This is a genomic window from Gimesia alba (genome assembly GCF_007744675.1).
Classification (GTDB): Bacteria; Planctomycetota; Planctomycetia; order Planctomycetales; family Planctomycetaceae; genus Gimesia; species Gimesia alba.
This window is the reverse complement of sequence record NZ_CP036269.1, coordinates 1,672,741-1,697,423: the sequence shown is the minus strand read 5'-3', so window position 1 is coordinate 1,697,423 and position 24,683 is coordinate 1,672,741. Positions and strand designations below refer to the sequence as shown.

Below are 24,683 nucleotides of genomic sequence, written 5' to 3'. Positions count from 1 at the left end.
CAAAATACAGGTAATAATGGCCAACGGAGAACGCCGGATAGACGTACTAAACTTCACTGGCATGATGATATAAGGAAATTCACGTAGTTTTCTGTGTTTCGCCGGTAAATCGGCAACTGACAAGTAGATGGGGTTGGAGAGTCCTGGAAATGTCGTCTTGTTCTGTTTTCTCTGATCCTATAATATCAGACTTCCAACATGAGTGAATTCCCGGCTCACAACCGGTTCTACAAACGGTTTCTCTACATCACTTACAATTCAATAAACGGACGAAACTTATGAAGTTAAATCCTCCCTCTAAAGCAGCCGCTGCTCTTAGCCTTTGCATGTTTCTCCTCTTGGGAACAGCCATCTTCGCGCAACAGGCGAATGTTTCTGATTCATCCAGCGATTCCGTCACAGCAAAACGAGTTTGTGCGATGGTCAGCCGTTTTCACATTAGTGGCAAACCGATCAATGATGAAATTTCTCAAAAACTGATGAAACGCTTCATCAAACAGCTCGATCCGCAAAAACTCTATTTTTACAAATCTGATATTGCGAGTTTCGAAGCAGAAAAGAACCAACTGGATGACAAGCTGGCTATGGGAGATGTCAAGTTCGCCTATAACGCATTCGACTTGTACTTGAAGCGACTTCAAGAACGAATGGATTACGCACAGCAACTGGTTGACGTGGACCATGACTTCACGGTTGATGAATCGATTGTTGTCGATGCCAAAGAACTGGATTTCCCCAAAGATCAATCGGAAATGAATGAGCGTTGGAGAAAACGCGTTAAGTTCGATTTATTGAACCTGATTCTGGAAGATACTGAACTTGCTAAAGCACGTGAGCAGTTACATAAACGTTACCGCAATAACCTGCGAACCATGTCGCAGACTGATAATCCCGAGAAGCTGGAAATGTACTTGAGTGCGTTAACACACTGCTTCGACCCTCACTCCAGCTATATGTCGCCTCAAACCCTGGAAGACTTCCGCATCAGCATGGAACTCAGCCTGGACGGCATCGGTGCCGCTCTGCGTTCTGAAGACGGTTATACGGTCGTAGCTGAAATCGTTCCCGGTGGAGCCGCAGATGCCGATGGTCGCCTCAAAGCAGGTGACAAAATCGTCGCAGTGGCCCAGGAAGACGGTGAATTCGTCGACGTCGTCGAAATGAAACTCAGTAAGGTTGTGCGATACATTCGTGGAAAACGAGGAACCATCGTTCAATTACGCGTTAAGAAAGAGAAAAACAGTGCGGTTGAAGTTTATAAATTAACACGCAAAAAAATTGAATTAAGTACCTCGGAAGTCAAAGGCAAGATCATTGAAACTGGTGAACGTCTCCCCGGCAAGACCGGACGCATCGGTGTCATCAGTATCCCTTCCTTCTATCGTGATTTCCGCGGGGCTCAACGAGGCGATGAAAACTTCAAAAGTACAGCTCGCGACGTCCGTAAAGTTCTGTACGACTTCCGCGATCAGGGAGGCGTTGATGGAATCGTGATCGACCTGCGGTTCAATGGTGGTGGTGCCCTCAGCGAAGCCATCGAAGTTTCCGGCCTGTTCGTTGATGAAGGCCCTGTCGTTCAGGTCAAACAACCGGACGGCGAACGAAAAATTCACAGCGACGTAGAACCCGGTGCGGTCTATACTGGTCCGCTGGTTGTTGTCTGTAACCGTCTGTCCGCTTCGGCATCAGAAATTTTTGCAGGCGTCATCAAAGACTACAAACGGGGAATTATCATTGGTGACACCACCACACACGGAAAAGGCACCGTGCAAAACGTGATGCCTGTCAGCAACCAGATGTTTAGCTTCCTGCGAGGCCAGGATCTGGGTGCTTTGAAACTGACGATTAACCAGTTCTATCGCGTCAATGGTGACAGTACTCAAAACAGGGGCGTTCGTTCCGACATCGTGTTGCCTTCACTGATCGACAACATGGACCTGGGAGAATCATTCCTGGATGATGCGATGGAGTTTGATAAAACCGAAGTCGCTCAATTTGCTCCCGTTGACATGGTCAGCCAGCAAATCCTGAAACGTCTGCAACAATCCAGCACACAACGTGTGGTCGCAGATAAAGAGTTCAAAGAAACACAAGAAGAGATCAACAAGTATCTGAAAAAGAAAAACCAGAAAACCATCTCACTTGTTGAGGCCACTCGTCGAAAAGAACTTTCGAACGATAAAGAAAAAGAAGATAAGAAAAAGGAAGAAGAAGAAAAGAAAAAAAGTGAGACCGACAAAGAGATTTTCAAGAAAGATTACTACAACGATGAAATCTTGAATATCACCGTCGACTACCTGAATGTTCTTAAAAACATGAATACAGTTCAACGCTAAACTGATTCGAAACTAGTCCCCTGAACTCCGGTCCCTTTATTGAGGCCGGAGTTTTTTTATTTGCGATCTCGCTTCTGCTGCAACAACCACAGCATCAATTCAAATGTTTGAACCTGTTCTCTTTAATCCAAGGCTGTTACACTGATGAAGAGATAACAGAGCTCCCCGCCATACACTTATTGTGCAGGTTCCCGTATGCAGCATGCTCAGCACTTTCCACGCTATGATATTCGGCAAACCTATCAATGGAATTATGAAAACGCACCTGCGCCAGTAGAAGTGGAACCACCGACGATTCCTGGCTCATGGTCATTTTGCGGCCTGCCCGTCCCTTCTCCACTGGGAATTCCGGCAGGACCGCTACTGAATGGAAAATGGGTACGGTATTATGCCAGTCTCGGATTTGATGTCCTGACTTATAAAACCGTCCGCTCCTCCGCGCGTGCCTGTTACCCGCTCCCGAATTTACAACCGGTTCAGACAACTTCCCTCGCGGGAGGAGAACAACGAGTCTCCATCGCGGAAACCATGCGGGGCAGCTGGGCCGTCTCTTTCGGCATGCCCTCAGCCTCACCGGACGTCTGGCGCAAAGACATCGAACAAACCCGATCACTTCTGCCTGCAGAGAAAATCCTGTCGGTGTCCGTTGTCGGCTCTCTGCAACCGGACTGGTCACTGGATGAACTGGCAGACGATTATGCAGTGTGTGCAAAGTGGGCCATTGAAAGCGGCGCCGATTGTATTGAAACCAACTTCTCCTGCCCGAATGTCTGCACGCAAGACGGACAGCTTTATCAGCAACCTGAGGCAGCCGCACTGGTTGCCAGTCGCGTGAAGCAGGTCACCGGTTCCGTTCCCTATCTCATTAAAATTGGACATCTGCCAGAGAAAACACAAGCACACGAATTCTTACAAGCCGTGCTGCCCTTCGCGTCCGGCATCGTCATGACGAATAGCGTCGCCACAACAGTCGTTGATCAGGAGCAGAATCTGCTGTTTGATGGGGAACAACGGGGCATTTGTGGTGCAGCTACAAAACAAGCCTCGCTCAATCAGCTCAGAATCTTCGCAGATCTCATTGCGGAGTTGCCCGATGAAGTAGATAGGCCGCATCTGATCTCCTGTGGAGGCATCAGCTCTGCCGACGATGTCAAACAGTTTCTGTCCGCCGGCGCTCAGGCAACGCATCTGGCAACCGCCGCCATGTGCGACCCACTGATCGCCTGTCAAATCCGTCAAACCCTGGCAGAATCAAAAGATGTCTATATCTGAAATGACATCTGTCATATCAAACGCCATTTGCGCTTCTGTTTTTTCTGAATCCGCTACTTTGTCGCTCGACCCGAAACGACGGGTACCGTAAGATGACGACATGAATGCCATCGTCGTAAAAAATCTAGAGAAAAACTATAAAGTCTACCAGAAAAAAGAGGGCGTACTTGCTTCCCTCAAAGGACTTTGGCGACGTGATCATAAAACCGTACATGCTGTTTCCGATGTTAGTTTTTCAATTGAGAAAGGGGAAATGGTGGCCTTTCTCGGCCCCAATGGCGCCGGCAAAACCACGACCCTGAAGCTTCTGGCAGGACTGATTTTCCCTTCCGCCGGCGATGCCACCGTGTTAGGTCATATCCCCTGGAAACGTGAAAATGAATACCGCCGCCGGTTTTCGCTGGTAATGGGACAGAAGAATCAGCTCTGGTGGGACCTGCCCGCCCAGGAATCATTTCGCCTGCATAAAGAAATCTACCGGATCGACCCACAGCAATACACACGACGCATCGATGAGCTCACCAGCCTGCTCGAAGTGCGGCACCTGATCGGCCAACCCGTTCGTGAACTATCCCTGGGGGAACGCATGCGGATGGAACTGATCGCGGCATTACTCCACAAGCCGGATGTCCTGCTACTGGATGAACCAACCATCGGTCTGGATGTGGTTTCCCAACGCCGCGTACAGGAATTCCTGAAATACTACCAGGTCGAACAGAAAACCACCGTCGTGTTAACCAGCCACTATATGAAGGATGTCGAAGCGCTCTGCAAACGCGCGATCATCATCAACCAGGGCAGTATCAAACACGATGGCCCGTTAAGCGATATTCTGGATCGGTTCAGTAATTATAAAATCATGGACGTCCAGTTTGACGGTGATGACCACCCCCGCGACTTTTCACAATGGGGGGAAGTCATTGAATTTGAAGCACCGCATGTCAAACTGAAAGTCCCGCGCAATAAAATCCCCGAGATCCTTTCGAACCTGCTGGCCAAGTATCGCATTTTAGATGTGGGCGTGCAGGAACGCCCTCTGGAAGAAGTCATCGCGGAAGTATTTACCGAACATAAAAATGATGCTGATCGTGCCAAAGATGAAAGCAACCTGCTGCAATCAACGACAGATTGATCAAAGCATTGAAACACCTTAATTCCGTTTGTCACTTTGTTTTGAACACCTCTTTTCAATTTCAGTAAATCATGATTGCCAGCCTGCGAACAAACTGGATCATTCTCAAAACCTCCGTAGAAGAACGTCTCGTCTACCGTGGAGATTTTGTGTTTGCGACTCTGGTTCGCTTCCTGCCGATTGTCACTCAAATTTTTCTATGGGGCGCCATTTACGGAGTTCATTCCAAGGACCCCGTCGGTTCCATTAAAGGTTACACATACCACCAGATGGTCGCCTATTACCTGCTGGTGATGGTGGGGCGTGCTTTTTCGAGTATGCCTGGACTGGCAAATGGAATCGCTAACGATGTCCGTGACGGAACCATCAAAAAGTATCTGATACAGCCGATCGATATGCTGGGTTATCTCTTCTGGGCGCGCATGGCTCACAAGCTGGTCTATTACATGGTTGCAATCTGCCCTTTTATTCTCGTGTTTTATCTCTGCCGTGACTATTTTGCCGGCTGGCCAGATGCTTTTACGATTTCGGCCTGGATCCTGTCACTGATGATGGCATTCCTCGTCGGCTTCTTAATCGAATCGCTGATCGGCCTGATCGCGTTCTGGTTTCTCGAAGTCAGTTCCCTGATCTTCATCTACATGATGTTGAATTATTTTCTCTCAGGGCACATGATCCCACTCGACCTCTTTCCAGAGCCCTTAAGTCAGTGGATGCAAATGCTACCTTTCAAATATCTCGCCTATTTCCCGGGTACCGTGATCCTCGGAAAATATTCACATCAGGAACTGATTTTCGAATTGTCCATTGAAGTGGTCTGGATTATTGTGCTCTTTTCACTCAACCGGATCGCCTTTCAACGGGGAATCAGACGCTACAGCGCTTTTGGGGGTTAACTCAGTCATTCAAGACTCGATGGCTCCCTGGACGCACTCAATTGGTACGATTTTCGTGTCATTAGTGCATTTCTCACCCCCTTCTACCACAAAGTTTCATATTTCTGCCTTAGACGGATGCATGCCGATCTGCTAAAATGGATCCACAAGGGCTGAGTGAACTTTCGTCAAGAATGACCCGCCGCAGGATGAAAGTCGCTGCTCCACTGAGGTCACGAACTTAGATGCCACTGCTGGTGTCTACCAATTGTCCCCCCTTTTTCAGCCTCCTGAATCGAAATGAGGGACATGCTGTTTTTCTCTCGCGATCAGAATACCTGAACCTAAGATGTGAGCGGAAAAGAGTTTGAGTTCCAAAATACAGTGCTCTTAAATCCGGCAATCAATTACAGTTTGAATTAAAAAAATCAAATGTCTATTACCCCCGTCGTTCCCACGAATGAAGAGGAACCCATTTACAATCGGCTGTTTTGGCTTTGCTATCTGGCAAATGTCATTTTAGTTACCGCAAACGCCCTGACATTTCGCTTTGCCGATTTAATTACTTACCTGGGGGGAACCGAAGAACTCGTCGGTGATATTGTCAGCTGTGGCGTCTTTGTCGCTTTGATTGCCCGTTTCTTTCTCGGACAGGGCATTGACCGCTATGGAGTCCGACGACTCTGGGCCATTTCCGCGATCATTTTTGTGTTCGGGGCCGGTGGAATGGCGCTCTGCCGCTCATTGGGCTGGCAAATCTTTGCATTAAGAACGTTTTTTGCGACAGGTATCGCCGGTATGTTTACCTGCTCGGTCGTGCATATTCAACAAAAAGTCCCCCAGCATCGTCGAACAGAAGTTATCGGCTGCCTGGGCAGCAGCGGCTTTGTGGGAATGATCCTGGGTACGCAGGTTAGTGACTGGATGCTGAAATGGTTCCCGCCGGGAAATGATCAGTTCTATGCCTTGTTCGGGATTCCGGCCATCCTGGGCGTTTGTTACTTTCTGATCGTACTGGCTGTGACACGCAATGATGTTCATCGCAGGCCCAAAGTCACACCGGCCGCACACCAGTTACTGTTCCGCTACTGGCCAGGTCAGGTCGTGGTCATCGCCATCATGATGGGCCTCAGCTTTACCGTGGTCAGCGTATTCTTAACCCGCTTCGTCACTCAACGGGAACTGGGAGGCATTGGAACATTCTTTGCCGGATATGCCACGTCTGCCTTTGCCATCCGTATTCTGACGCGTCGCTGGGGAGAGACTGTCGGCCGAAATAAAATGATTACCATGGGTTTGATGGGACACGCCATCGGTCATCTCATTCTGCCTTCCATCACACGCGAATGGCAATTGATTGGCCCTTCTATTTTGTGCGGCTTTGGGCACGCCTTGCTCTTTCCTGCCGTCGTTTCGCTGGGAACGGAATCATTCCCCAAACATTTTCGCGGCACCGGGACCACAATCGTGCTCGGTTTCTTTGATGCGGGAGCCATCATTTTTGCTCCGATCATGGGAAGCATTATTGATCGCTGGGGAATCGTAGCAATGTTCTACACATCAGCGTGTATCATGACCTTAACCGCGACCGTCTATACAATCACGGCAAACCACAGCCTCAGTAAAGATGTCGCAGCCGCGCCGGAAGAGCTTTGTGCCACTCTCGAAGAAGCCGTCGACTGACCAGGATCACTCGACTACGAGTTACTGAATCGCACCTGATTCCAGATCCTGAACTACTTCTGCCAGGATCGCTGGATCCGCTAATTTGAGGACATGATCAATGCGCGTTGGTGGCACATTCAGCCGTTCCATCAGTTCTCGTGCCCGCTCCCAGAGCTTCTCTTTCTTCTTGCCTTCTGCCAAAAACAGATTGGTACAGAGCTCGGAAAGCTTTTGCTGATCAATCGAATCCCGGTTATCATAGTAGCGTTTGATCACGTCTTTCTGGTAATTTGAAAATTCTGCCATCGGAAAGGCTTCACTCCTGAGCTCGATTCAAAAAAATATCTGTACAATGGGGTGCATCCCTGTTGAACTGGGATAATGCAGGTTTTTATCGGTTTGAAAGGCCAAAGGTTTGACTAGAATTTAGACTCTCACCTGACTATTAGAGAAAATTTGACGTTCGGCTTCTAGCAATATATATGAATTTTAAAAGTGGAAAATGATGATTCACCGATAAGAAAGATTATTGTGCGATTTTGTGCTGGTTGTATACTCCCAGATCAATGTAAATTTCGTAAAATACCCATTGCACGCATTGATCCTGAATCGTCAAAATCCCAAAAATAAAGCCATCATGAGCGCGAGATTATAAGACATGATGCAGTAATCAACCCAAATGGCCGAAATTTCTGATTAGTTGACTCACCGTTTTTCAGTGAGTACCATTTTATCTAGTTTAAGTTGTATCTATTGTAACGCGTAAGTGTTACTCAAACTGGTTAAATAAAATATTAGAAAAGTGCTGGTAGTTTATTAAACCCGGAGCGAAACGTGTCCGTCACACAATTCACTGAACAAGAACTGAAGGACCTGGAAGAAAAAACGACCATACCTCGTTTTTTATTCTTACCCCTGGGATTGGTTGGACTTTGGTGCCTTGCCGTTTACTGGCCTAGCAATGCGATTGGCTGGCAAGCGTTTTGGACTTTATTTACGTCCTATTGCCTGTTCTGCTGGACCAGCTGCTTTCATGAATGTTCTCACCACACTCTGTCCGGATCTAAAAATGCCAGTATCTGGCTGGGACGCGTGCTGGGAACAGCGATGTTCGTACCTTACACGATCTATCGAGAAAGCCACATTCGTCATCACGCCTACTTAAATAAGCCGAGTGACTGGGAGCTCTGGCCTTATTCGGATCCGAATACCTCACTTGGTTTTCGCAGAGTTTTCATTTGGTTTGACCTGCTGCTGGGTCTGTTTATGGCTCCCTACATTTATGGTCGAATTTTCTGGCATAAGGACTCGCCGCTGAAAGACCCCAAGCTTCGAAAAGCCATCCGCTATGAGTACATGGCGATGGTTTTGTTCTGGGGCTCCGTCATCGGCCTCTGTGCCTACTATGATGCTATCTGGGGCCTGTTGCGGGTCTGGTTCCTGCCACACTACCTCGCTGGAATCTATCAAAACACCCGTAAATTTACCGAGCATCTCGGCATGAGCAGCTACGATCCGATGTTGGGGACGCGTACTGTCGTTGGCTCAAATATCATCACCAGGTTATGTACTTACTTCAATTTTGATATCTTTGTACATGGTCCACACCACCGCCATCCTCGGATTGCCCATAACTTACTTCTGCAAAAAATGGACGACTACAAGGAGCAGAACCCGGATGTCAAGTACCCGGTCTTCACCAGCTACTGGGGCGCCATTATCGACATGGCTCCGTCATTCATTTTCAAACCGGGTGTCGGCATGAATGCAGGAGCTCCCGCTCCCGCCAAAGAGAAAAAACAGATCGATAACTTCGTGCAGGATGTTGCGAAGGAAGTCCTCGCTGATCAAGACCACGTCAGCAAGCCGACTTAGTGTGAGCTCTTACTGACCTGAAGTTTCTCATCTGAGTTCCCAAAACCATACTCGGCTGCAGCCATCTCAGAGCCTGCAGTCGACTGGCAAGTGTGGCTTCTTAAGTGTCGCGTTTATAAAACGGCAATTCTGTCAGCTTGACAGGAAATCGTTTTCCTCGAATGTCTGCTTCCAAGGTCCGTCCTGGTTCTGCAAATTTCGCTTCAACGTAAGCCATCCCGATCGGCATATCGAGTGTTGGAGAAAAAGATCCGGAAGTCACAATCCCGACCTGCTGATCTCCCTCAAACAGCGGGCATCCTTCTCGAGCCGCCCGTTTTCCTTCCAATGTAAAGCCCACACGAACTTTCCGATCTTCGCGGGCTTTGGCGGCAATCAAAGCCTCTTTGCCGATGAAGTCGGCTGCCTGTAATTTCACGGCGAAATTCAGACCAGCCGTAAACGGATCCGTTTGCTCATCCAGCTCGTGACCATACAAGGGCATAGCAGCTTCTAATCTCAAAGTATCCCGACAGCCTAAGCCTGCAGGAACAAGTCCGACGGACTCTCCGTCCGCAATCAAACGCTCCCACAGCGTGACTGCCTGTCCTTGATCCAGCACGACTTCAAAGCCGTCTTCGCCCGTATATCCGGTTCGGCTGACAAGTGCATCAACGCCTAAAACCTGAGTTTCCACGCCATAATAATATTTGATCTCGCTCAGATCGGCTTCAGCCAGGGGGTTCAACACGCCCAGTGATTCAGGTCCCTGTAGAGCCAGCATGAATTTGTCGCAGGTCCGGTCATCAATCTGAACATCAAAGCCCGCTCGCTGTTTCTCGATCCACTCCACAATTTTCAGACGATTGGATGCGTTGACGACCAGCAGATAAAAATCGGAAAACCGGTAAACCAACACATCATCCAGAATTCCGCCTGCTTCGTTCGTCACCAGCGAATACCGAATCTGCCCCGGCTTGAGGGATTCCACATTGTTCGTCAGCAGCCGATCCAGAAATCGGCAGGCATCCGGACCGGAAAAAAACAGACGCCCCATATGGGCAATATCAAACAACCCGGCCGTTTTTCGAACAGCATGATGTTCTGCGGTAATATTGGAATACAGCAGGGGCATTTCCCAGCCAGCAAAATCGACCATGCGACCACCATGGTCAACATGCCATTGATGACAGGCAGTAGATAACAATGAATCAGACACGGGATTTCTCTCTTTTTATTTCTGCTCTGAACAGAATTTTTGCTGGAAATAAAACGGGGTCTATTTCTAGAGCGCATCGCATTTTATCATAGCGTCTCTCAATCAAATATACTCGGTCCAAATGGCCCTGGAGACGCTACAGTAAAACTGGACACAGTCTTAACGAGGCTGTTCTATTGTGGAAGCTTGTCTGCGATCACGCAATCATCAGGCAGACAGAATCTAAATTTTCTAAAACTCGGCGCAGAAAAAAAGCGAGACCTTCTGGATGAAAACCTCGCTTTGAAAATTTGAGTTTCAATCCTGCTAACGCTACTCTTTGGAGCAGAGCTTGGCACGCAGATATTCCCGATTCAGACGGGCAATGTTCGACACGGAAATTTCCGCAGGACAAGCAGCCTGGCACTCTTCCGTATTCGTACAATTTCCAAAGCCTTCCAGATCCATCTGTGCCACCATGTTTTCCACTCGGGAAGCACGTTCCGGCTCACCTTGAGGCAGCGTGGAGAGATGCGACACTTTCGCAGACACAAATAACATCGCAGAAGCATTCTTACAGGCTGCTGCACAGGCACCACAGCCAATGCAGGCAGCCGCATCCATGGCTGTTTCCTGAATATGCGCGGGTACCGGAATTGCATTGGCTTCAGGGGCATTCCCGGTACTGACCGAAATGAAGCCCCCTTTTTCGATAATGCGATCAAAGGCACTGCGATCTACGACCAGGTCGCGTACGACAGGAAATGCCTTGGCACGCCAAGGTTCTATCACAATGGTATCGCCATTTTTGAAACGTCGCATATGCAACTGGCAGGTGGTCGTGCCTGAATCAGGGCCGTGCGCCTGACCGTTAATCATCAGGCTGCACATGCCGCAGATGCCTTCACGACAGTCATGGTCAAAGGCAATCATCTCTTCGCCTTTTTCATGCAACTGCTCGTTCAGCACATCCAGCATCTCCAGAAACGACATATGCGTGGAAATGTCGGTCAGTTTGTATTCGACATAACGCCCTGCAGCATCAGGTCCTGGCTGTCGCCAAACTTTGAGCGTCAGATTCAAAGTCTCGCTCATTATTTATAACTCCTCGTAGTCAGAGGTACTTCGACAAATTCTAAATGCTCACGATGTTCCACTGGTTCTTTTCCGACCTCAGTAAACTCCCAAGCCGAGACATGACAGAAATTCTCATCGTCACGTTTTGCTTCATTATCGGCAGTCTGATGTTCTTCACGGAAATGACCACCGCAGGACTCTTCACGCACCAGTGCATCTCGCACCATCAGCTCACCAAACTCCAGGAAGTCGGCCAGACGACCGGCGTGTTCCAGATTCTGATTCAACTGCTGCCCCTCGCCAATAACTTTGATACTGGACCAGAACTCATCTCGCAGATCACGAATCTTACCCATGGCCGTTTCCAGCCCCTGGCGTTCGCGCGACATACCACAATATTCCCAGAGGATATGCCCCAGTTCTCGATGAATACTATCAGACGAACGCGTGCCCTGGATTCCCAGAATTTTCGCATTCCGATCCTGTGCATTTGCCATTGCAGCCGTGAAAGCTTCATCGTCCGTTGAAACAGAAGGCAAGCTGTGTGAAGCGAGGAAGTGACCTGTCGTATAGGGAGCCACAAAATAACCGTCTGCCAGTCCCTGCATCAAAGCCGAAGCTCCCAGACGATTGGCACCATGATCAGAAAAGTTGGCTTCTCCCAGAACAAACAAGCCCGGGATCGTACTTTGCAGATGATAATCGACCCACAAGCCTCCCATCGTATAATGGACAGCGGGATAGATTCGCATCGGAACCTGATACGGGTCTTCGCCGGTAATCTTGGCATACATGTGGAACAGGTTGCCGTACTTCGCTTCGATCACATGTCTTCCGTCACGGGCAATGGCGTCCCGGAAATCGAGGAAGACCGCCTGGCCCGTCGCACCGACGCCATAGCCAGCATCACAGCGTTCTTTTGCAGCCCGAGAAGCCACATCACGCGGCACCAGGTTTCCAAACGCAGGATAACGACGCTCGAGATAGTAATCCCGCTCTGCATCAGGAATCTCATTCCCGCGACGCTTATCCCCTTGTTCTTGAGGCACCCAGACCCGACCGTCGTTTCGCAGACTTTCACTCATCAGCGTCAGTTTAGACTGATAATCGCCACTGACGGGAATACAGGTCGGATGGATCTGTGTGTAACAGGGATTGGCAAAGAAAGCGCCCCGCTTGTGGCACCGCCAGGCAGCGGTTACATTAGAACCTTTGGCATTCGTCGAAAGATAGAAGGCGTTTCCATAACCGCCCGTACAAAGCAAGACACAGTCTGCCGAATATTTTTCAAATTCGCCCGTGATCAGGTTCCGCACAATAATGCCGCGTGCGACGCCGTCAATCACAACCAGATCCAGCATTTCTCGCCTGGGTAATAATTCAATCCGCCCGGCACCGACCTGTCGCATTAACGCACTGTAGGCTCCCAGCAGCAACTGCTGGCCCGTTTGACCGCGTGCATAAAACGTTCGCGAAACCTGAGCTCCGCCGAAAGAGCGGTTTGCCAGAGATCCGCCATAATCGCGGGCAAAAGGAACTCCCTGGGCTGCACACTGATCGATAATGTTATTACTGACTTGTGCCAGTCGATGTACGTTGGCCTCACGGCTGCGATAGTCGCCCCCTTTGACGGTATCGTAAAATAACCGCCAGACGCTGTCGCCGTCATTCGGGTAATTCTTGGCGGCGTTGATTCCCCCCTGAGCGGCGATACTGTGAGCACGCCTCGGAGAATCCTGGAAGCAGAACGACTGCACCTGATAGCCCAGCTCCGCCAAAGAAGCGGCCGCAGAAGCACCCGCCAATCCAGTCCCGACAACGATGATTTTCTTCTTCCGTTTATTCGCCGGGTTAACCAGCTTCATTTCCTGTTTGCAGCGGTCCCATTTCTGGGCCATCGGACCTTCAGGAACGCGAGAATTTAAAACCGTCGTAGCCGCCTCGGCCATGATATCAACCTTCAAAACGGAAACTGTTAAACTAAAGAATGAGCTGTGACAACAAACATACTTGAGTGATTGGAATCAATGAATGAAATATCCCCAGATCGGCAAGCTGACAAAACCAACGGCAATCACAATCGCAAACAGGATGGCCAGTTTTTTGATCAGCGGCATATATTTGGGATGATTCAAACCCAGTGACTGGAATGCACTCCAGAAACCGTGCGATAAATGGAATCCAAGAACAATCGTTCCCACAATATAAATGGGGGCACTCAGACTGCTACCCAGTACCTGAATGATAATACCGTAAGGTGTTGCATCCTTGTAATCGACTGTGGGATTCGCCTGCAATTTCATATCAATCATATGCATGACCAGAAATGCCAGAATGATCGAACCGGAAATAAACATCCAGGAACTGGTCCGTCCCATCGGAGTGCGACCGAAAATGGATGGTGGTTCCTCAATCTTGCTCTGTGTCTGCTGATAACTGATATGACGTGCTTCGCGATTGTCACGAGTCAATTTGAATGCCAGGGCAATATGCACGAACAACAACAGAAACAGCCCGGTTTCGGCAACTGGTAACAGCATCATGCTATGCAATTCGTGGGCGTAGTTATTGTAAGAATCCGCCCCGACATACACGAGCAGATTGCCCGCTAAATGCACGACCAGAAAGCTACACAGTAAAAGCCCGGTGATCCCCATCACGAACTTCTGACCAATGGAAGAGGAGAGTAAAGTCATCAACCATTTCGTAGCTGATTTTCCGCCTGTTGACGGAGATGCCTGTTGTTTCTCACTCAATTTCGTCACCATAATCAAGCTCTCGCCCGGTTACCCTGAGGCGATCCTGTGAACTATTTTGTGATATGAAAATCTTATCTGAGCGCCCTGCTCACAGCCTTTCGCTCTGAATCTGTTCTGACTCAACGGAAGGGCAGTCAGATTTCTGATACTACTTAAGTTATTATATTTCTTTGCCTTGGAACATCAATCTTTACCTAATTATAAACTTGGATGCTTTTCCAAATATCAGGCATTCTTCATTGAGTTCTAGAGCAAGACGGACTGATTTCAATCGAAACATCCGAATATCCATTCATTCCGCCTCATCTGGAGGCAAATTAATGTTTTACTCGCCTCTGTTCTCTTTACATCGGATAGACGCCGATTGATCTCCGCTCCTCCTTTGACCTTTACGATTATTTTCTCTTTTTCTTCTTGCTGCGTTGTGATTTTACCTTCCGGCTTTTCTTCTTCGTGTTCGGCTTCGCTTTTGACGAAGACTTCTTGGCCGACTTTTTATTTTTCTGACGAGAGGGGCCTGCGTTTGAGGTCTTTCCCACCTTTTTAGAACTGGGCAGTCGGAAATCCAACTCACGGCGATCCAGATCGATCTTCTCGACTTCCACAGTTAAGAAATCGCCGATCCGGTATTCCTGCCCGGTCCGTTCACCCACAATACTGAATTTGGCGGCGTCCTGATGAAAGTAATCATGCTTTCCTAGACGGCTGATGTGCAACAGCCCTTCCACTGGAACATCCGTCCCTCTACAAAACAGGCCAAAGGTCTCGACGCCTGTGATCATGGTTTTCAGGGTCTTGATGTTATTCTCAATCATCCATGAAAGCAGTTTCACTTTGGTCAACTCACGCTCAGCCGACTCTGCCCGACGCTCTCGCAGGGAAAGCTCATGCCCCAACTGCCTGAGCCCTTGTGGGCTTTGCCCCTTCCCCTTGTCCGGCCGTTCCAGTATTTCATCAATCATGCGATGTATCGTTAAATCAGGATAACGGCGGATCGGGCTCGTAAAGTGGCAGTAGTGATCAACGGCCAAAGCATAGTGACCTAACTCCTCATCGGTGTATTCTGCCTGTTTCAAACTACGCAGCAACGCATAATTGATCGCCTGTTCTACAGGTGTTCCATGAACCTGCTCGATCAATCGCTGGAGATCTTTACGGCTCTGGGCTTTTTTAAGCGTATAGCCCATCGCATTGACGAATTCTGCAAACGCGACCTGTCGCGGCAATTCCGGAGAGGGATGCACGCGTCTCAAAAATCGCAGATTCCGATCGTTAAACGCTTCCGCCACAGAGATATTCGCGGCCAGCATAAACTCTTCGATGATCTGATGACTTTCATCATGCTCGCGTTCGACCGCGCCACTCACACGGTGCTTGTCATCAAAGGTGAGCCGGACTTCCGAAAGATGTAACTCCAACGCACCGGCTGAGAATCGGCGTCCCCGCAGAATCATCGCCAGATGATGCATGTTTTTCAGCAACTCTCGCACTTGGGGAGAAACATTTTTCCCTTCGTCATCGCGTCCCTGAATGATTGGCAGAACCTGTTCATAAGCAAAACGCTGTGTTACCTGTACCGCGGAATTGGCAAACTCCGTATGGACGGGAACCCCCTCAGCCGTGAACTCAATAAAGGCAGATTTCGTGAAACGTATCTGACCTTCCTGCAGGCTGGCCAATCCATTCGAGATGATTTCCGGCAACATGGGAATCACCTGGCCCGGCAGATACACGCTGGTTCCCCGCCGCTTCGCTTCGCGATCCAGAATCGAACCTTCTTTGACGAAGTGCGCCACATCGGCAATATGCACGCCTAACAGCCAGTGCCCTTTTTCGTTTCGCGTTAATGAAATCGCATCATCGAAATCGCGGGCATCGGCAGGGTCGATCGTCACAATCGTCTCTTTGGTCAGATCGCGACGGTTTCCCAATTTTGTTTCATCAAACAGACTGGCCTGCTCGCGGGCTTCTTTCAGCACCTCTTCCGGAAACTCCATCGGGATTCCGAATTCATAAACGATCGAAAGCAGATCGACGCCCGGCTTCCCGTGTGGACCCAGCACCTTGGAAATGACGCCCTGCCCCAGATAATCCTTGGAAGGAAAATGCAGGATGTCGATAACCACTTTGTCTTCCGAACTGACTCCTTTGGCTCCCGGGTCTCCTACATGAATTGGAGAATTGAAAATTTTGCCGTCCACGTGGACATAACCTTCGCCGTGCGATTCAAAATAGGTGCCAACAAAAGTCGTCGAAGCCCGTTCGATAATCTCCACCACCCGGCCGCAGATCTGGCCTCCGCTACGTCGGCGGTTGATCACCGTGGCATAGACTTCGTCACCCGTATGGGCATCTCCCAGATCGCGTTCAGAAATATAAAGATCGCCCGCGTGACGCTGGTCGTGTGCGATATCATCCGGTTTATGATGGGGAATCAGATAACCCGCGCCAGAACTGGTCTTTTTAATGGTTCCCGCAATCCAGCCCTCTTTTTTGACCGGACGAATCAGCCCCGAGTCCGAAACCAGAATATCCTTTCTGGAACGCAGCGTTTCGATTGCCTGCTCAAATTCCGCAGATGTGGACTTCGAACCTCCCACCTTTTTCAGCAGCGCTTTTTCACGCACGGGCGTATAACCGGGCCGGGTTACATAATCGAGAATTTTCTTCTCAAAATCGGGCATCAACTCAGTCCTCGGTTATTCCCTTAAATAGTTTTCGCTGCAAGCGGGGCGAATAGGGGGTCCAGTTCGATGTGGAGTTCAAGTCGTCGTCAATGAATCGCGCAAACTCATTGACCTTGGCATCCAGGTTATCGAGATGATGCAAGGCAACCGCTTCGGGAGTCATGGGTAAGCGGGCACTACCAAATTCATACGTCCCATGATGACTGACAATCATATGTTTCAGCCGCAGTTCTGCCTCTTTCGGAAACGATTCGCCCGTCATTTCCTGATAAGCGTTGATTTTCTCGGTCAGCATCTCCACACCGATAATCAGGTGTCCTAATAATTGACCTTCATCCGTGTAGACGAATTCGTTCTCGTAACCGAGCTCCCGCACTTTGCCAAGATCATGCAAAAAGACACCCGCCAGCAAGAGACTCATGTCGGCTTTGGGATACAAATCCGCCACACGCTGGGCTGTCTCCATTAAATTGACGACATGCTCGATCAGCCCGCCATGATAGGCATGATGAGTTTTGACGCCCGCCGGTGCTCTGCAGAATTCATCCATCAGCCCTTCATCAACCAGAAAGCACTCCATTAACGTGCGAATCTCATTGTTTTCGATGCTCAACAGCATCTCGCGGAGTTTGCTCAGCAGCTGCTGCACATCCTGTGGTGCCTGTGGTTGAAACTCGGCGGGATCAAGATTTTCCGCGGAAACGGGCTCGATATAAGTCAGAATAATTTGCAAGGTTCCCTGAAACAGATGCACCTTGCCTTTGGCCTGGACGTAATTTCCCGATTGAAAATGCTGCATCCGTTCTTCAACGACATTCCACATCCGGGCATTCACGACACCGGTACAATCTCGCAAATCGGCTGATAAAAACAGGCTGGCATTCCGGTTGGCACGTAACTGCTTATCAACCAACAGAAAAACCTCATTGACCGTATCACCATCTTTCAACTGATTTATATATTGACGAGACATCTCGAGTCGGCTTTCAGAAACACTTTTAAAACGCTATTGTCGATCTAAAGTTTCGCTAAGAAACACAATAGAGCGATCTTACGCCGTTCGATTCTGCTCAACAAGTCCGACACCAGTCCGTTCTGAAAGTCTCTCCCATTTGATTCTGTCCGCTTCTAATTTCATACTGACCGGAGATTCTGCCAGCTCAATTAAAATACAACAACACTTTCTCTCGCCCATACTTAGGGCAATGAGAATATTTTTCCGACAGTCCAGGCCGAACCTTTTGAATACGAATCTGTTCTGCTAGACTGTGTCCAGTTTTACTGTAGCGTCTCCCAGGCCATTTGGACCGAGTACTTTAGGTTGAGAGACGCCGACTTCACCTGAGACCCATCCAACTACGTAAACATTTTCAAATTAAATACTTAAGGAAATAACGTGCGCTGGTCAAACACCCTGATCCCGACTATCAAAGAAGTTCCCGCCGATGCGGAAATTCCCAGCCATCAGTTAATGCTCCGCGCAGGGCTCATTCGCCAGTTGATGGCCGGCGCTTATACATATCTGCCACTGGGCTGGAAAGCCATTCAGAAAGCAGCGCAGATTGTCCGGGAAGAAATGAACGCTGCTGACGCCGCCGAACTGCACATGCCCGCCCTGCAACCGTTGGGACTGTTTGAACGAACGAATCGTAAAGAAGCCTTCGGTTCGGTCTTGATTCAATTTGACGTCCCTCGTGGCAACCGCCAGATTCCCATGGCATTGGGGCCAACTCACGAAGAAGTCGTCACCGACTTAATGAGTCACTGCATCAGTAGCTACAAGCAACTCCCTTTGACCGTGTATCAGATTCAAACCAAGTTCCGAAATGAAGAGCGACCCCGCTTCGGCGTTTTACGCACGAGCGAATTCCTGATGAAAGACGCTTACAGCTTCAGCTCCTCGGTTGAACAACTGGATGAAATCTACGACCGCATGTATCGGGCGTACTGCCGGATTTTTGCACGCTGCGGTTTGAAATACCTCCCTGTCGAAGCCGAAAGTGGTCCGATTGGGGGCGACGCGTCTCACGAATTCATGATTCCCGCCGACAACGGGGAAGATTCGATCGTGTACTGTGAAACATCCGGCTATGCCGCCAACATGGAACGCGCTGACACAGGTCGCACAGCTCCCGAAATCAAGACGTCGGCGAATGCAGGTACGCTGGAAAAACAAGCGACTCCCGAAGCCACCAGCATCGAACAGGTCAGCAAACTTCTGGGCTGTGAGCCCTCCCAGATGATCAAAACGTTGATCTACGTTGCCGATGAAGAACCGGTTGCCGTGCTCATTCGCGGCGATCACGAAGCCAATGAAGGCAAGATCCGCCGCGCCCTGGATGCGGCATCCGTCGAAATGGCCGACGACAAAACCGTTCAAGAGGTCACCGGGGCTCCCACCGGATTCGCCGGGCCTGTGGGGATCAAGTGTAAAATCATCGCCGATCATGACATCCCCGTCATTGAAAACGCGATCACCGGTGCCAACGAAGCCGACTCGCATCTCTTGAATGTGAATGTCGGCCGAGACTATCAACTGGAAACGACATACGACCTGCGTAACGCGGAAGCCGGCGATCCCTGCCCGAAAAGTGGCGCGCCGCTGACCATCGTACACGGCATCGAAGTCGGCCACGTCTTCAAACTGGGAACCAAGTACACCGAAGCACTCGATGCACAATTCCTGGATGAAAAAGAAAAGCGGCATCCGATTATCATGGGCTGCTATGGAATCGGCGTGAACCGGATTGTTGCCGGCCTGGCAGAAACACGCCACGATGAGAAAGGCTTGATCTGGCCCCTTTCCATCGCCCCTTATGAAGTCCTTGTGATTCCTCTGAACACGAAGGATGAGGAAGTCATGCAAACCGCGGAGCGCTATTACAGCGAGCTCAAAGCGGCTGGCGTGGACGTACTGTTTGATGATCGCAATGCCCGCGCGGGAGTCAAATTCAATGACGCCGACCTGATTGGAATTCCCTATCGCGTCGTCATCGGCGGCAAAGGACTGAAGAATGGTGAGATCGAAACCAAATGGCGCACGGCGGAAAACGCGGAAATGATAGCCGTCGATGCAGGTATTGCTCCGATCCTGGAAGCATTAGAAGCGAAGAAGCAGGAAGAATATCAGGCAGCCAACGTCCCTGAGTAAGAGAGCCTTCCTGAAGACGAAACCGGAATCAAAACAGCCGGCAGAGAATAAACCTCTGCCGGCTGTTTTTTGATTTCGTCGTCGATCAGTTCAAAGAGACTACTTCAGTTCTTTGATCCGAATGTCTTTCCAGGCTACGGAATAAGGGCCGGTTCCCTTTTTGATACCGTGCACCTGCAGGCCGATGAATCCTTTGGGATGCGTTTTATAAATCGCTTCGTCGGTCAGGTCTTCGATCTTCTCGCCGTTAATCCAGGTCTGGATGCGTGGACCATTGGCAACGATCCGGAATTTGTTCCACTCGCCATCTTTCAAATTCTTGTGGGGCTTAAGCCGTTTCTCAGGCGTCAACCAGCCACGTCCAGTCGCTTCACCATAGACATAACCGGCTTCGGCACCATTTGCGCCACTGGCTTCGATTTCCACCTGAGGGCCATTGACGCGACCGTTTCCGTCCTTCTGCTGGCTACGAATCTGCACACCTGAGTTCAATTGATTGTGAACTTTAACTTCAAACTCCAGCTCAAAGTTTCCATACTTTTTCTTAGTGCACAAGAATGAGTTAGGGCTGCCTTCGGAAGTTGTCCCTTCAATCGTACCATCGACGACTTTGTAGGTGGCGGTTCCATTGTGCTGCACCCAACCATTGAGGTTTTTACCATTGAACAGATTCACCCAGCCGGACTTGTCACCCGCCTGAACGCTGCCTGTCAGACAAACAGCCGCCAGGACAGCCATACTGATTCCTAATACGCGAGTTCGTGTCATGTTTTCTCTCCAAAAAAAGTCTCAGTGTTGTTAGTAGATCTAAAGCAGATTCGCCATCTTAACAAAGCAGGCGTTACAAATCGAGCGGCCGCCGTACTATCAATTCCACTACGGAGCCAGAATCGGTCCCGGTGTATTGATCGTCGTCGCCTGCCTGGCGTCACCGGGCATTTCACGATGTTCAAACTCGGGCGGCGCTGGCTTCCCCGGTCGTTGATTCCGGTCCAGCGTCGGATTCTCGGGAACGGTATCCCCCGTTTCCGCAGTCCATTCATCCAGCACCTTCCTGAGTCGGGTCAAGTCGGCAGCATACTCCGGTTTCGAAGCCAGATTCTGAAACTGATGCGGGTCTTCTGTGACCAGATAGAGTTCTTCAGCTGGTCGAGGCTTCAAAAAGACATCCTGCTGAAATTCGTTCAGCTTGCCAGCCTTGAATCGTTCCCAGAGCACTTCGCCCGAAGGGAATTCAATCGATTCGACACACAGGTTCCTCTGTTCCGGCCAGGCATTGCGAATGTAAAGCATATCTCCCGAGCGGACCATTCTTTCATGGGCCTTAAAAACGTGCCAGTTATGTTCGGCAAACGCATAATCGCGCACTTTGTCATCGGGTTGCTTAAGCACTTTTTGAAAGCTGACTCCCTGAATGCGCGGGTCAGGTGAGACTCCCGCCACTTCAAGAAACGTCGGGCCAAGATCAATCGTGCTGACGAGACTCTTGCTCACGGTTCCCGGCTTGACGGCGGCAGGCCAGCGCACAATCAACGGTGTTTTGATGCCACTATCATACAGTCTGGTTTTACACCGGGGGAAAGGACGACCATTGTCGGCGAAAAACAGAACGAGTGTGTTGTCAGCGATTCCCTGCGCATCGAGTTCATCCAGTATTTTGCCAGTAAAGAAATCAATGCGGCTGATTTCATCATAGTATTGCGCGAGATCCTTACGTGTTTCTGGTGCATCAATCAGATAAGGAGGTACGACAACCTCATCGGGTTTGTGAGGTTGATATTCGTTAGACGCTTGCCACTTCCGATGGGCATCCACTGAAGCAAACCAGCAAAAAAATGGTTTGTCTTTCGGGCGTTTCTTAAGAATCGGAACCCAGTCGGCTTCCCGGCCCGGCCCCTTGCCTTTCGAAACATGATCAAAGGCAGTCAACGCATAAGGTCCCATATGCTGCTTACCGGAAATGACCGTGTAATAGCCGGCATCTTGTAATAATTGGGGAAATAAAACCTGCCCTTCAGGGAGCGGCGTGTGCAATTCGGGAGCGCCGGTATTATGCGGATAGCGACCGGTGATCACACTGCATCGACTGGGGCTGCAACTGCTGGTGGTGAGATACGCGTTATCAAAACGCAATCCTTCTTTCGCCAATCGATCCAGGTTGGGTGTTCGAATCGAGGGGTGCCCATAACATCCCAGATCATTCCAGGAAACATCATCAGCAAAGATCATGATGATATTGGGACGGGATGGCGCTGGTTTGTTTGCAGCCTCACTCGCGGAAGCCAGCAGAACAACGCAGACAAGACAAAGCAGAGAGTTCCACAAACGCATTTGAACATGCAACATGCACGCTACCTCAATTTAAAAGAGCAGAGAGAAATGAGAACCTGTCAAAAACAGCACCCTCTACGGTACTATAACAGGAGAGACATCTCAATCTTGAGGTAGCAAATCGGTTTTGAAGATTCTCCAAAACCCGTTTCATAAACAATCATTAGTAATCAAACGTCATAATCCCCTTCGGGATCAATTCCAAAATCTTCCGTTTCCTCGGTTTCATTTTCCAGAAACGAGTTCTCGTCGACATCTGATTCTTCGGCTTCTTGAACCGGTTCAAATGAAATGGTGAGATGGACTTCATGATGAACGATCGGATTAAACTGTTCGCCCAGTGGTTCAAAACGGAGATGGATATTTGCTTCAGAAGCAATTTCATCGGCCGTTTTTTCTGCCGTTTCCGCTAAATCATTCTGGCCACTTTCTCGGTAACAGGCTCCCAACGACTTCCAAGGGAGCTGGCTATGGGGTATCGGTAATAAATCAGCCGCATATTGCAAAGGTTGAATCGCTTCTGAATAACGTCCGACTCGTTTCAATGATTCCCCGCGTAAAAAAGAATAGGAAGCGGTGAGAGAACCGGGATCACTCACTTTATCAAGCTCCCTGAGTGCTTGACGGGGCATCCCCAATTCCAGATAGCCTTCTGCAGCAATCAATCTTCGCACTGTTTTTTTAGGAATTCGAGGGATCATCATAATAACCTCCAGTTTCACCTGATCTGGCGAACTTAGTTGGTTGAATTTTTTCGGGAAATCAACGCCTCTGGACCAGATTTGTTTTTTCCCATTCTGGAAAAACGTAGTTGAGAGTCCTCTGGATCAATTTTACCGCATAGAATGTGCCAAATCTCCTCCCTTACCATTATTAACAAACGTAAATCATTACTGAATAACAACTTAAACAACAGTGGCAGTCTCCACTCAAACATAGACAGTGCCATTTTGACAGCCAACCTGATATCATAGTGGTTGCAACGTGCATCGAAACTGCACAGGTTGCACCTCGCAGGGGCTTTTCTTTAGACAATCGGCAGCAGGAGCCGGTTCGCCTCTCGAATCTGAACTGATGTTCGATTCCCACAGCAGATTGCCAAAGCCTCTGCTTTCAATACGTGGCGAACAGGAATTATTCAGCAAGAATTTTGCGAAACTTGCCGTCAAATTCAAAGTTTTCGAGCATCGTCGCGGGAGGCTTCTGTTCGTTCGGCTTGGGATCTTTAGGCCAGACCGTTGAGATCCGGGAAGGATCGCTTTGTAACCAGTCCTGGTGGCTGGTTGCCTTCTCCGGTTTCAAGAAGAGGACGGTCTTGATTTTAGAAGGATCAATTTCAACCTTGGGTTCAGCATCCGCTTCGGTTTTTGCCACTTTTGCTGCTTCTTCTTTTTTGGTGGCATCTGGCTTGGCTCCTGCTTTCAGAGCTTTTGCAGCCGCTTCGGCTTTCTGTTTTTCCTTTGCCGCCGTTTCTGCTTCGATCCACTCTTCCAGAGTTTTCACCTCTCGTTTAGGTGCCTCTTTCCCGGTCTTGGCAGTCTTCATTTTGGATGTTTCAACAAAGCGGGCAGGTTCCCGATAATCAACGGTGCTCGCATTCGCAAACTCTTCACCACTAGCTAAAGGATTCCCAATCTTGGAACCGGCAAACTGGGTTCCTTCTTTATAAATCGATCCCCGCTGAAATGGTCCCGCTCCCAGAATCCAGGTATCGCGGGCGGAACTCTTTGCCTGAAGCACTCCCGATTGCCAGACACGCTCGCGTGTTTTCTGGTTGTAAGCAAAGACACTGATTTTTGCGGCTGCGGTTTGATTATTCTTTTTCGCCAGAGAGATCTCTGGGATCGTAGGAATTGCGGGAGCCGTGGGAACCAGTGAGGCAGCAGAATTCAGCATATTACTGGCAGGAATTCCATAATTCACTTCATGTCCGTTGGTGGCCAGTGTACCCACACGCGCCTCGATGACATAATCGGCGTCTTCTTTTTTCTCTTGAATCAGGCAATTGGCCGCCACAATCTGTTGTCGCAGTGAACTGATAATATAATCAGCATTCACAAAGCCAATCCCTTTTACAGTTCTGATATACGTCGTATCAAAGTACACTTTCTGATTCGCCAGTGTACTGAAATCGAGGTGAGAAATGGTTTGATCCACCGCATCAGAAGTCAATAACTGCTCGGTCGCACTATTACTGATCATCTTGCCGCACCCTGATAACAGAGTCAGCAATAACATACATAAACAAGTATGAACGCGATTGTTTAAGAATCGATTGAAATCAAACATGAGTTGTGGCGATCGTCTTTTCAGCACAAATTTGTCAACACGATTTCCACTGACCGT

General features: G+C 49.3%; 18 protein-coding genes. 7 read left to right on the top strand and 11 right to left on the bottom strand.

What is annotated here, in order from left to right:
• Positions 1-278 precede the first annotated feature (278 nt).
• The 5 genes from Pan241w_RS06605 (at position 279) to Pan241w_RS06585 (ending at position 7,298) form a co-directional block, all read left to right on the top strand.
• Entirely contained in the window at positions 279-2,336 is a 2,058-nt protein-coding gene (locus tag Pan241w_RS06605) for a carboxy terminal-processing peptidase (protein ID WP_232107376.1), read from the top strand.
• A gap of 195 nt (positions 2,337-2,531) precedes the next feature.
• A complete protein-coding gene (locus Pan241w_RS06600) occupies positions 2,532-3,608 on the top strand; it encodes a beta/alpha barrel domain-containing protein (protein WP_145212723.1) in 1,077 nt (358 codons plus the stop codon).
• 100 nt (positions 3,609-3,708) lie between these two features.
• The gene (locus tag Pan241w_RS06595; RefSeq protein ID WP_145212720.1) at positions 3,709-4,740 is read left to right on the top strand and encodes an ABC transporter ATP-binding protein; all 1,032 of its coding nucleotides are present in this window, start codon (positions 3,709-3,711) and stop codon (positions 4,738-4,740) included.
• Positions 4,741-4,811: 71 nt separating this feature from the next.
• Complete coding sequence (locus tag Pan241w_RS06590; RefSeq protein ID WP_145212717.1) at positions 4,812-5,636, top strand: ABC transporter permease; 825 nt, start codon at positions 4,812-4,814, stop codon at positions 5,634-5,636.
• Positions 5,637-6,047: 411 nt separating this feature from the next.
• The gene (locus Pan241w_RS06585) at positions 6,048-7,298 is read left to right on the top strand and encodes an MFS transporter (protein WP_145212714.1); all 1,251 of its coding nucleotides are present in this window, start codon (positions 6,048-6,050) and stop codon (positions 7,296-7,298) included.
• 21 nt (positions 7,299-7,319) lie between these two features.
• Here Pan241w_RS06585 and Pan241w_RS06580 read toward each other — a convergent pair whose 3' ends face one another.
• Positions 7,320-7,586 carry a hypothetical protein gene (locus Pan241w_RS06580; protein ID WP_145212713.1) on the bottom strand — a complete coding sequence of 89 codons (267 nt, stop codon included), beginning with the start codon at positions 7,584-7,586 and terminating at the stop codon, positions 7,320-7,322.
• 528 nt (positions 7,587-8,114) lie between these two features.
• Between Pan241w_RS06580 and Pan241w_RS06575 the strand changes: the two genes are divergently transcribed.
• Positions 8,115-9,155, top strand: coding sequence for a fatty acid desaturase family protein (locus Pan241w_RS06575; RefSeq protein ID WP_145212711.1), 1,041 nt, complete (start codon positions 8,115-8,117; stop codon positions 9,153-9,155).
• A gap of 100 nt (positions 9,156-9,255) precedes the next feature.
• Here Pan241w_RS06575 and gcvT read toward each other — a convergent pair whose 3' ends face one another.
• The 6 genes from gcvT to Pan241w_RS06545 form a co-directional block, all read right to left on the bottom strand.
• On the bottom strand, positions 9,256-10,353 hold the full coding sequence (gene gcvT, locus Pan241w_RS06570; protein ID WP_145212709.1) for a glycine cleavage system aminomethyltransferase GcvT: 1,098 nt from the start codon (positions 10,351-10,353) through the stop codon (positions 9,256-9,258).
• A 312-nt stretch (positions 10,354-10,665) separates the two neighbouring features.
• Positions 10,666-11,427, bottom strand: a complete 762-nt coding sequence (locus Pan241w_RS06565) for a succinate dehydrogenase/fumarate reductase iron-sulfur subunit (protein WP_145212707.1) — start codon at positions 11,425-11,427, stop codon at positions 10,666-10,668.
• A complete protein-coding gene (locus tag Pan241w_RS06560; RefSeq protein WP_145212705.1) occupies positions 11,427-13,358 on the bottom strand; it encodes a fumarate reductase/succinate dehydrogenase flavoprotein subunit in 1,932 nt (643 codons plus the stop codon). The genes Pan241w_RS06565 and Pan241w_RS06560 overlap by 1 nt, the downstream gene beginning before the upstream one ends.
• A 75-nt stretch (positions 13,359-13,433) precedes the next feature.
• A complete protein-coding gene (locus tag Pan241w_RS06555) occupies positions 13,434-14,177 on the bottom strand; it encodes a succinate dehydrogenase cytochrome b subunit (protein WP_145212703.1) in 744 nt (247 codons plus the stop codon).
• A gap of 386 nt (positions 14,178-14,563) precedes the next feature.
• Positions 14,564-16,852, bottom strand: coding sequence for a ribonuclease R (rnr, locus tag Pan241w_RS06550; RefSeq protein ID WP_145212701.1), 2,289 nt, complete (start codon positions 16,850-16,852; stop codon positions 14,564-14,566).
• A 4-nt stretch (positions 16,853-16,856) separates the two neighbouring features.
• Positions 16,857-17,828 (bottom strand): 3'-5' exoribonuclease YhaM family protein, encoded by a 972-nt coding sequence (locus Pan241w_RS06545; RefSeq protein WP_145212699.1) that lies wholly within the window; start codon positions 17,826-17,828, stop codon positions 16,857-16,859.
• Positions 17,829-18,251: 423 nt separating this feature from the next.
• Between Pan241w_RS06545 and Pan241w_RS06540 the strand changes: the two genes are divergently transcribed.
• Entirely contained in the window at positions 18,252-20,006 is a 1,755-nt protein-coding gene (locus tag Pan241w_RS06540) for a proline--tRNA ligase (protein ID WP_145212697.1), read from the top strand.
• Positions 20,007-20,105: 99 nt separating this feature from the next.
• Here Pan241w_RS06540 and Pan241w_RS06535 read toward each other — a convergent pair whose 3' ends face one another.
• The 4 genes from Pan241w_RS06535 to Pan241w_RS06520 form a co-directional block, all read right to left on the bottom strand.
• Positions 20,106-20,774 (bottom strand): 3-keto-disaccharide hydrolase, encoded by a 669-nt coding sequence (locus Pan241w_RS06535; protein WP_145212695.1) that lies wholly within the window; start codon positions 20,772-20,774, stop codon positions 20,106-20,108.
• Positions 20,775-20,882: 108 nt separating this feature from the next.
• On the bottom strand, positions 20,883-22,352 hold the full coding sequence (locus Pan241w_RS06530) for a sulfatase family protein (RefSeq protein ID WP_232107375.1): 1,470 nt from the start codon (positions 22,350-22,352) through the stop codon (positions 20,883-20,885).
• 155 nt (positions 22,353-22,507) lie between these two features.
• Positions 22,508-23,041 carry a hypothetical protein gene (locus Pan241w_RS06525; protein WP_145212694.1) on the bottom strand — a complete coding sequence of 178 codons (534 nt, stop codon included), beginning with the start codon at positions 23,039-23,041 and terminating at the stop codon, positions 22,508-22,510.
• 430 nt (positions 23,042-23,471) lie between these two features.
• The gene (locus Pan241w_RS06520; protein ID WP_315940505.1) at positions 23,472-24,575 is read right to left on the bottom strand and encodes a DUF6655 family protein; all 1,104 of its coding nucleotides are present in this window, start codon (positions 24,573-24,575) and stop codon (positions 23,472-23,474) included.
• Positions 24,576-24,683 lie beyond the last annotated feature (108 nt).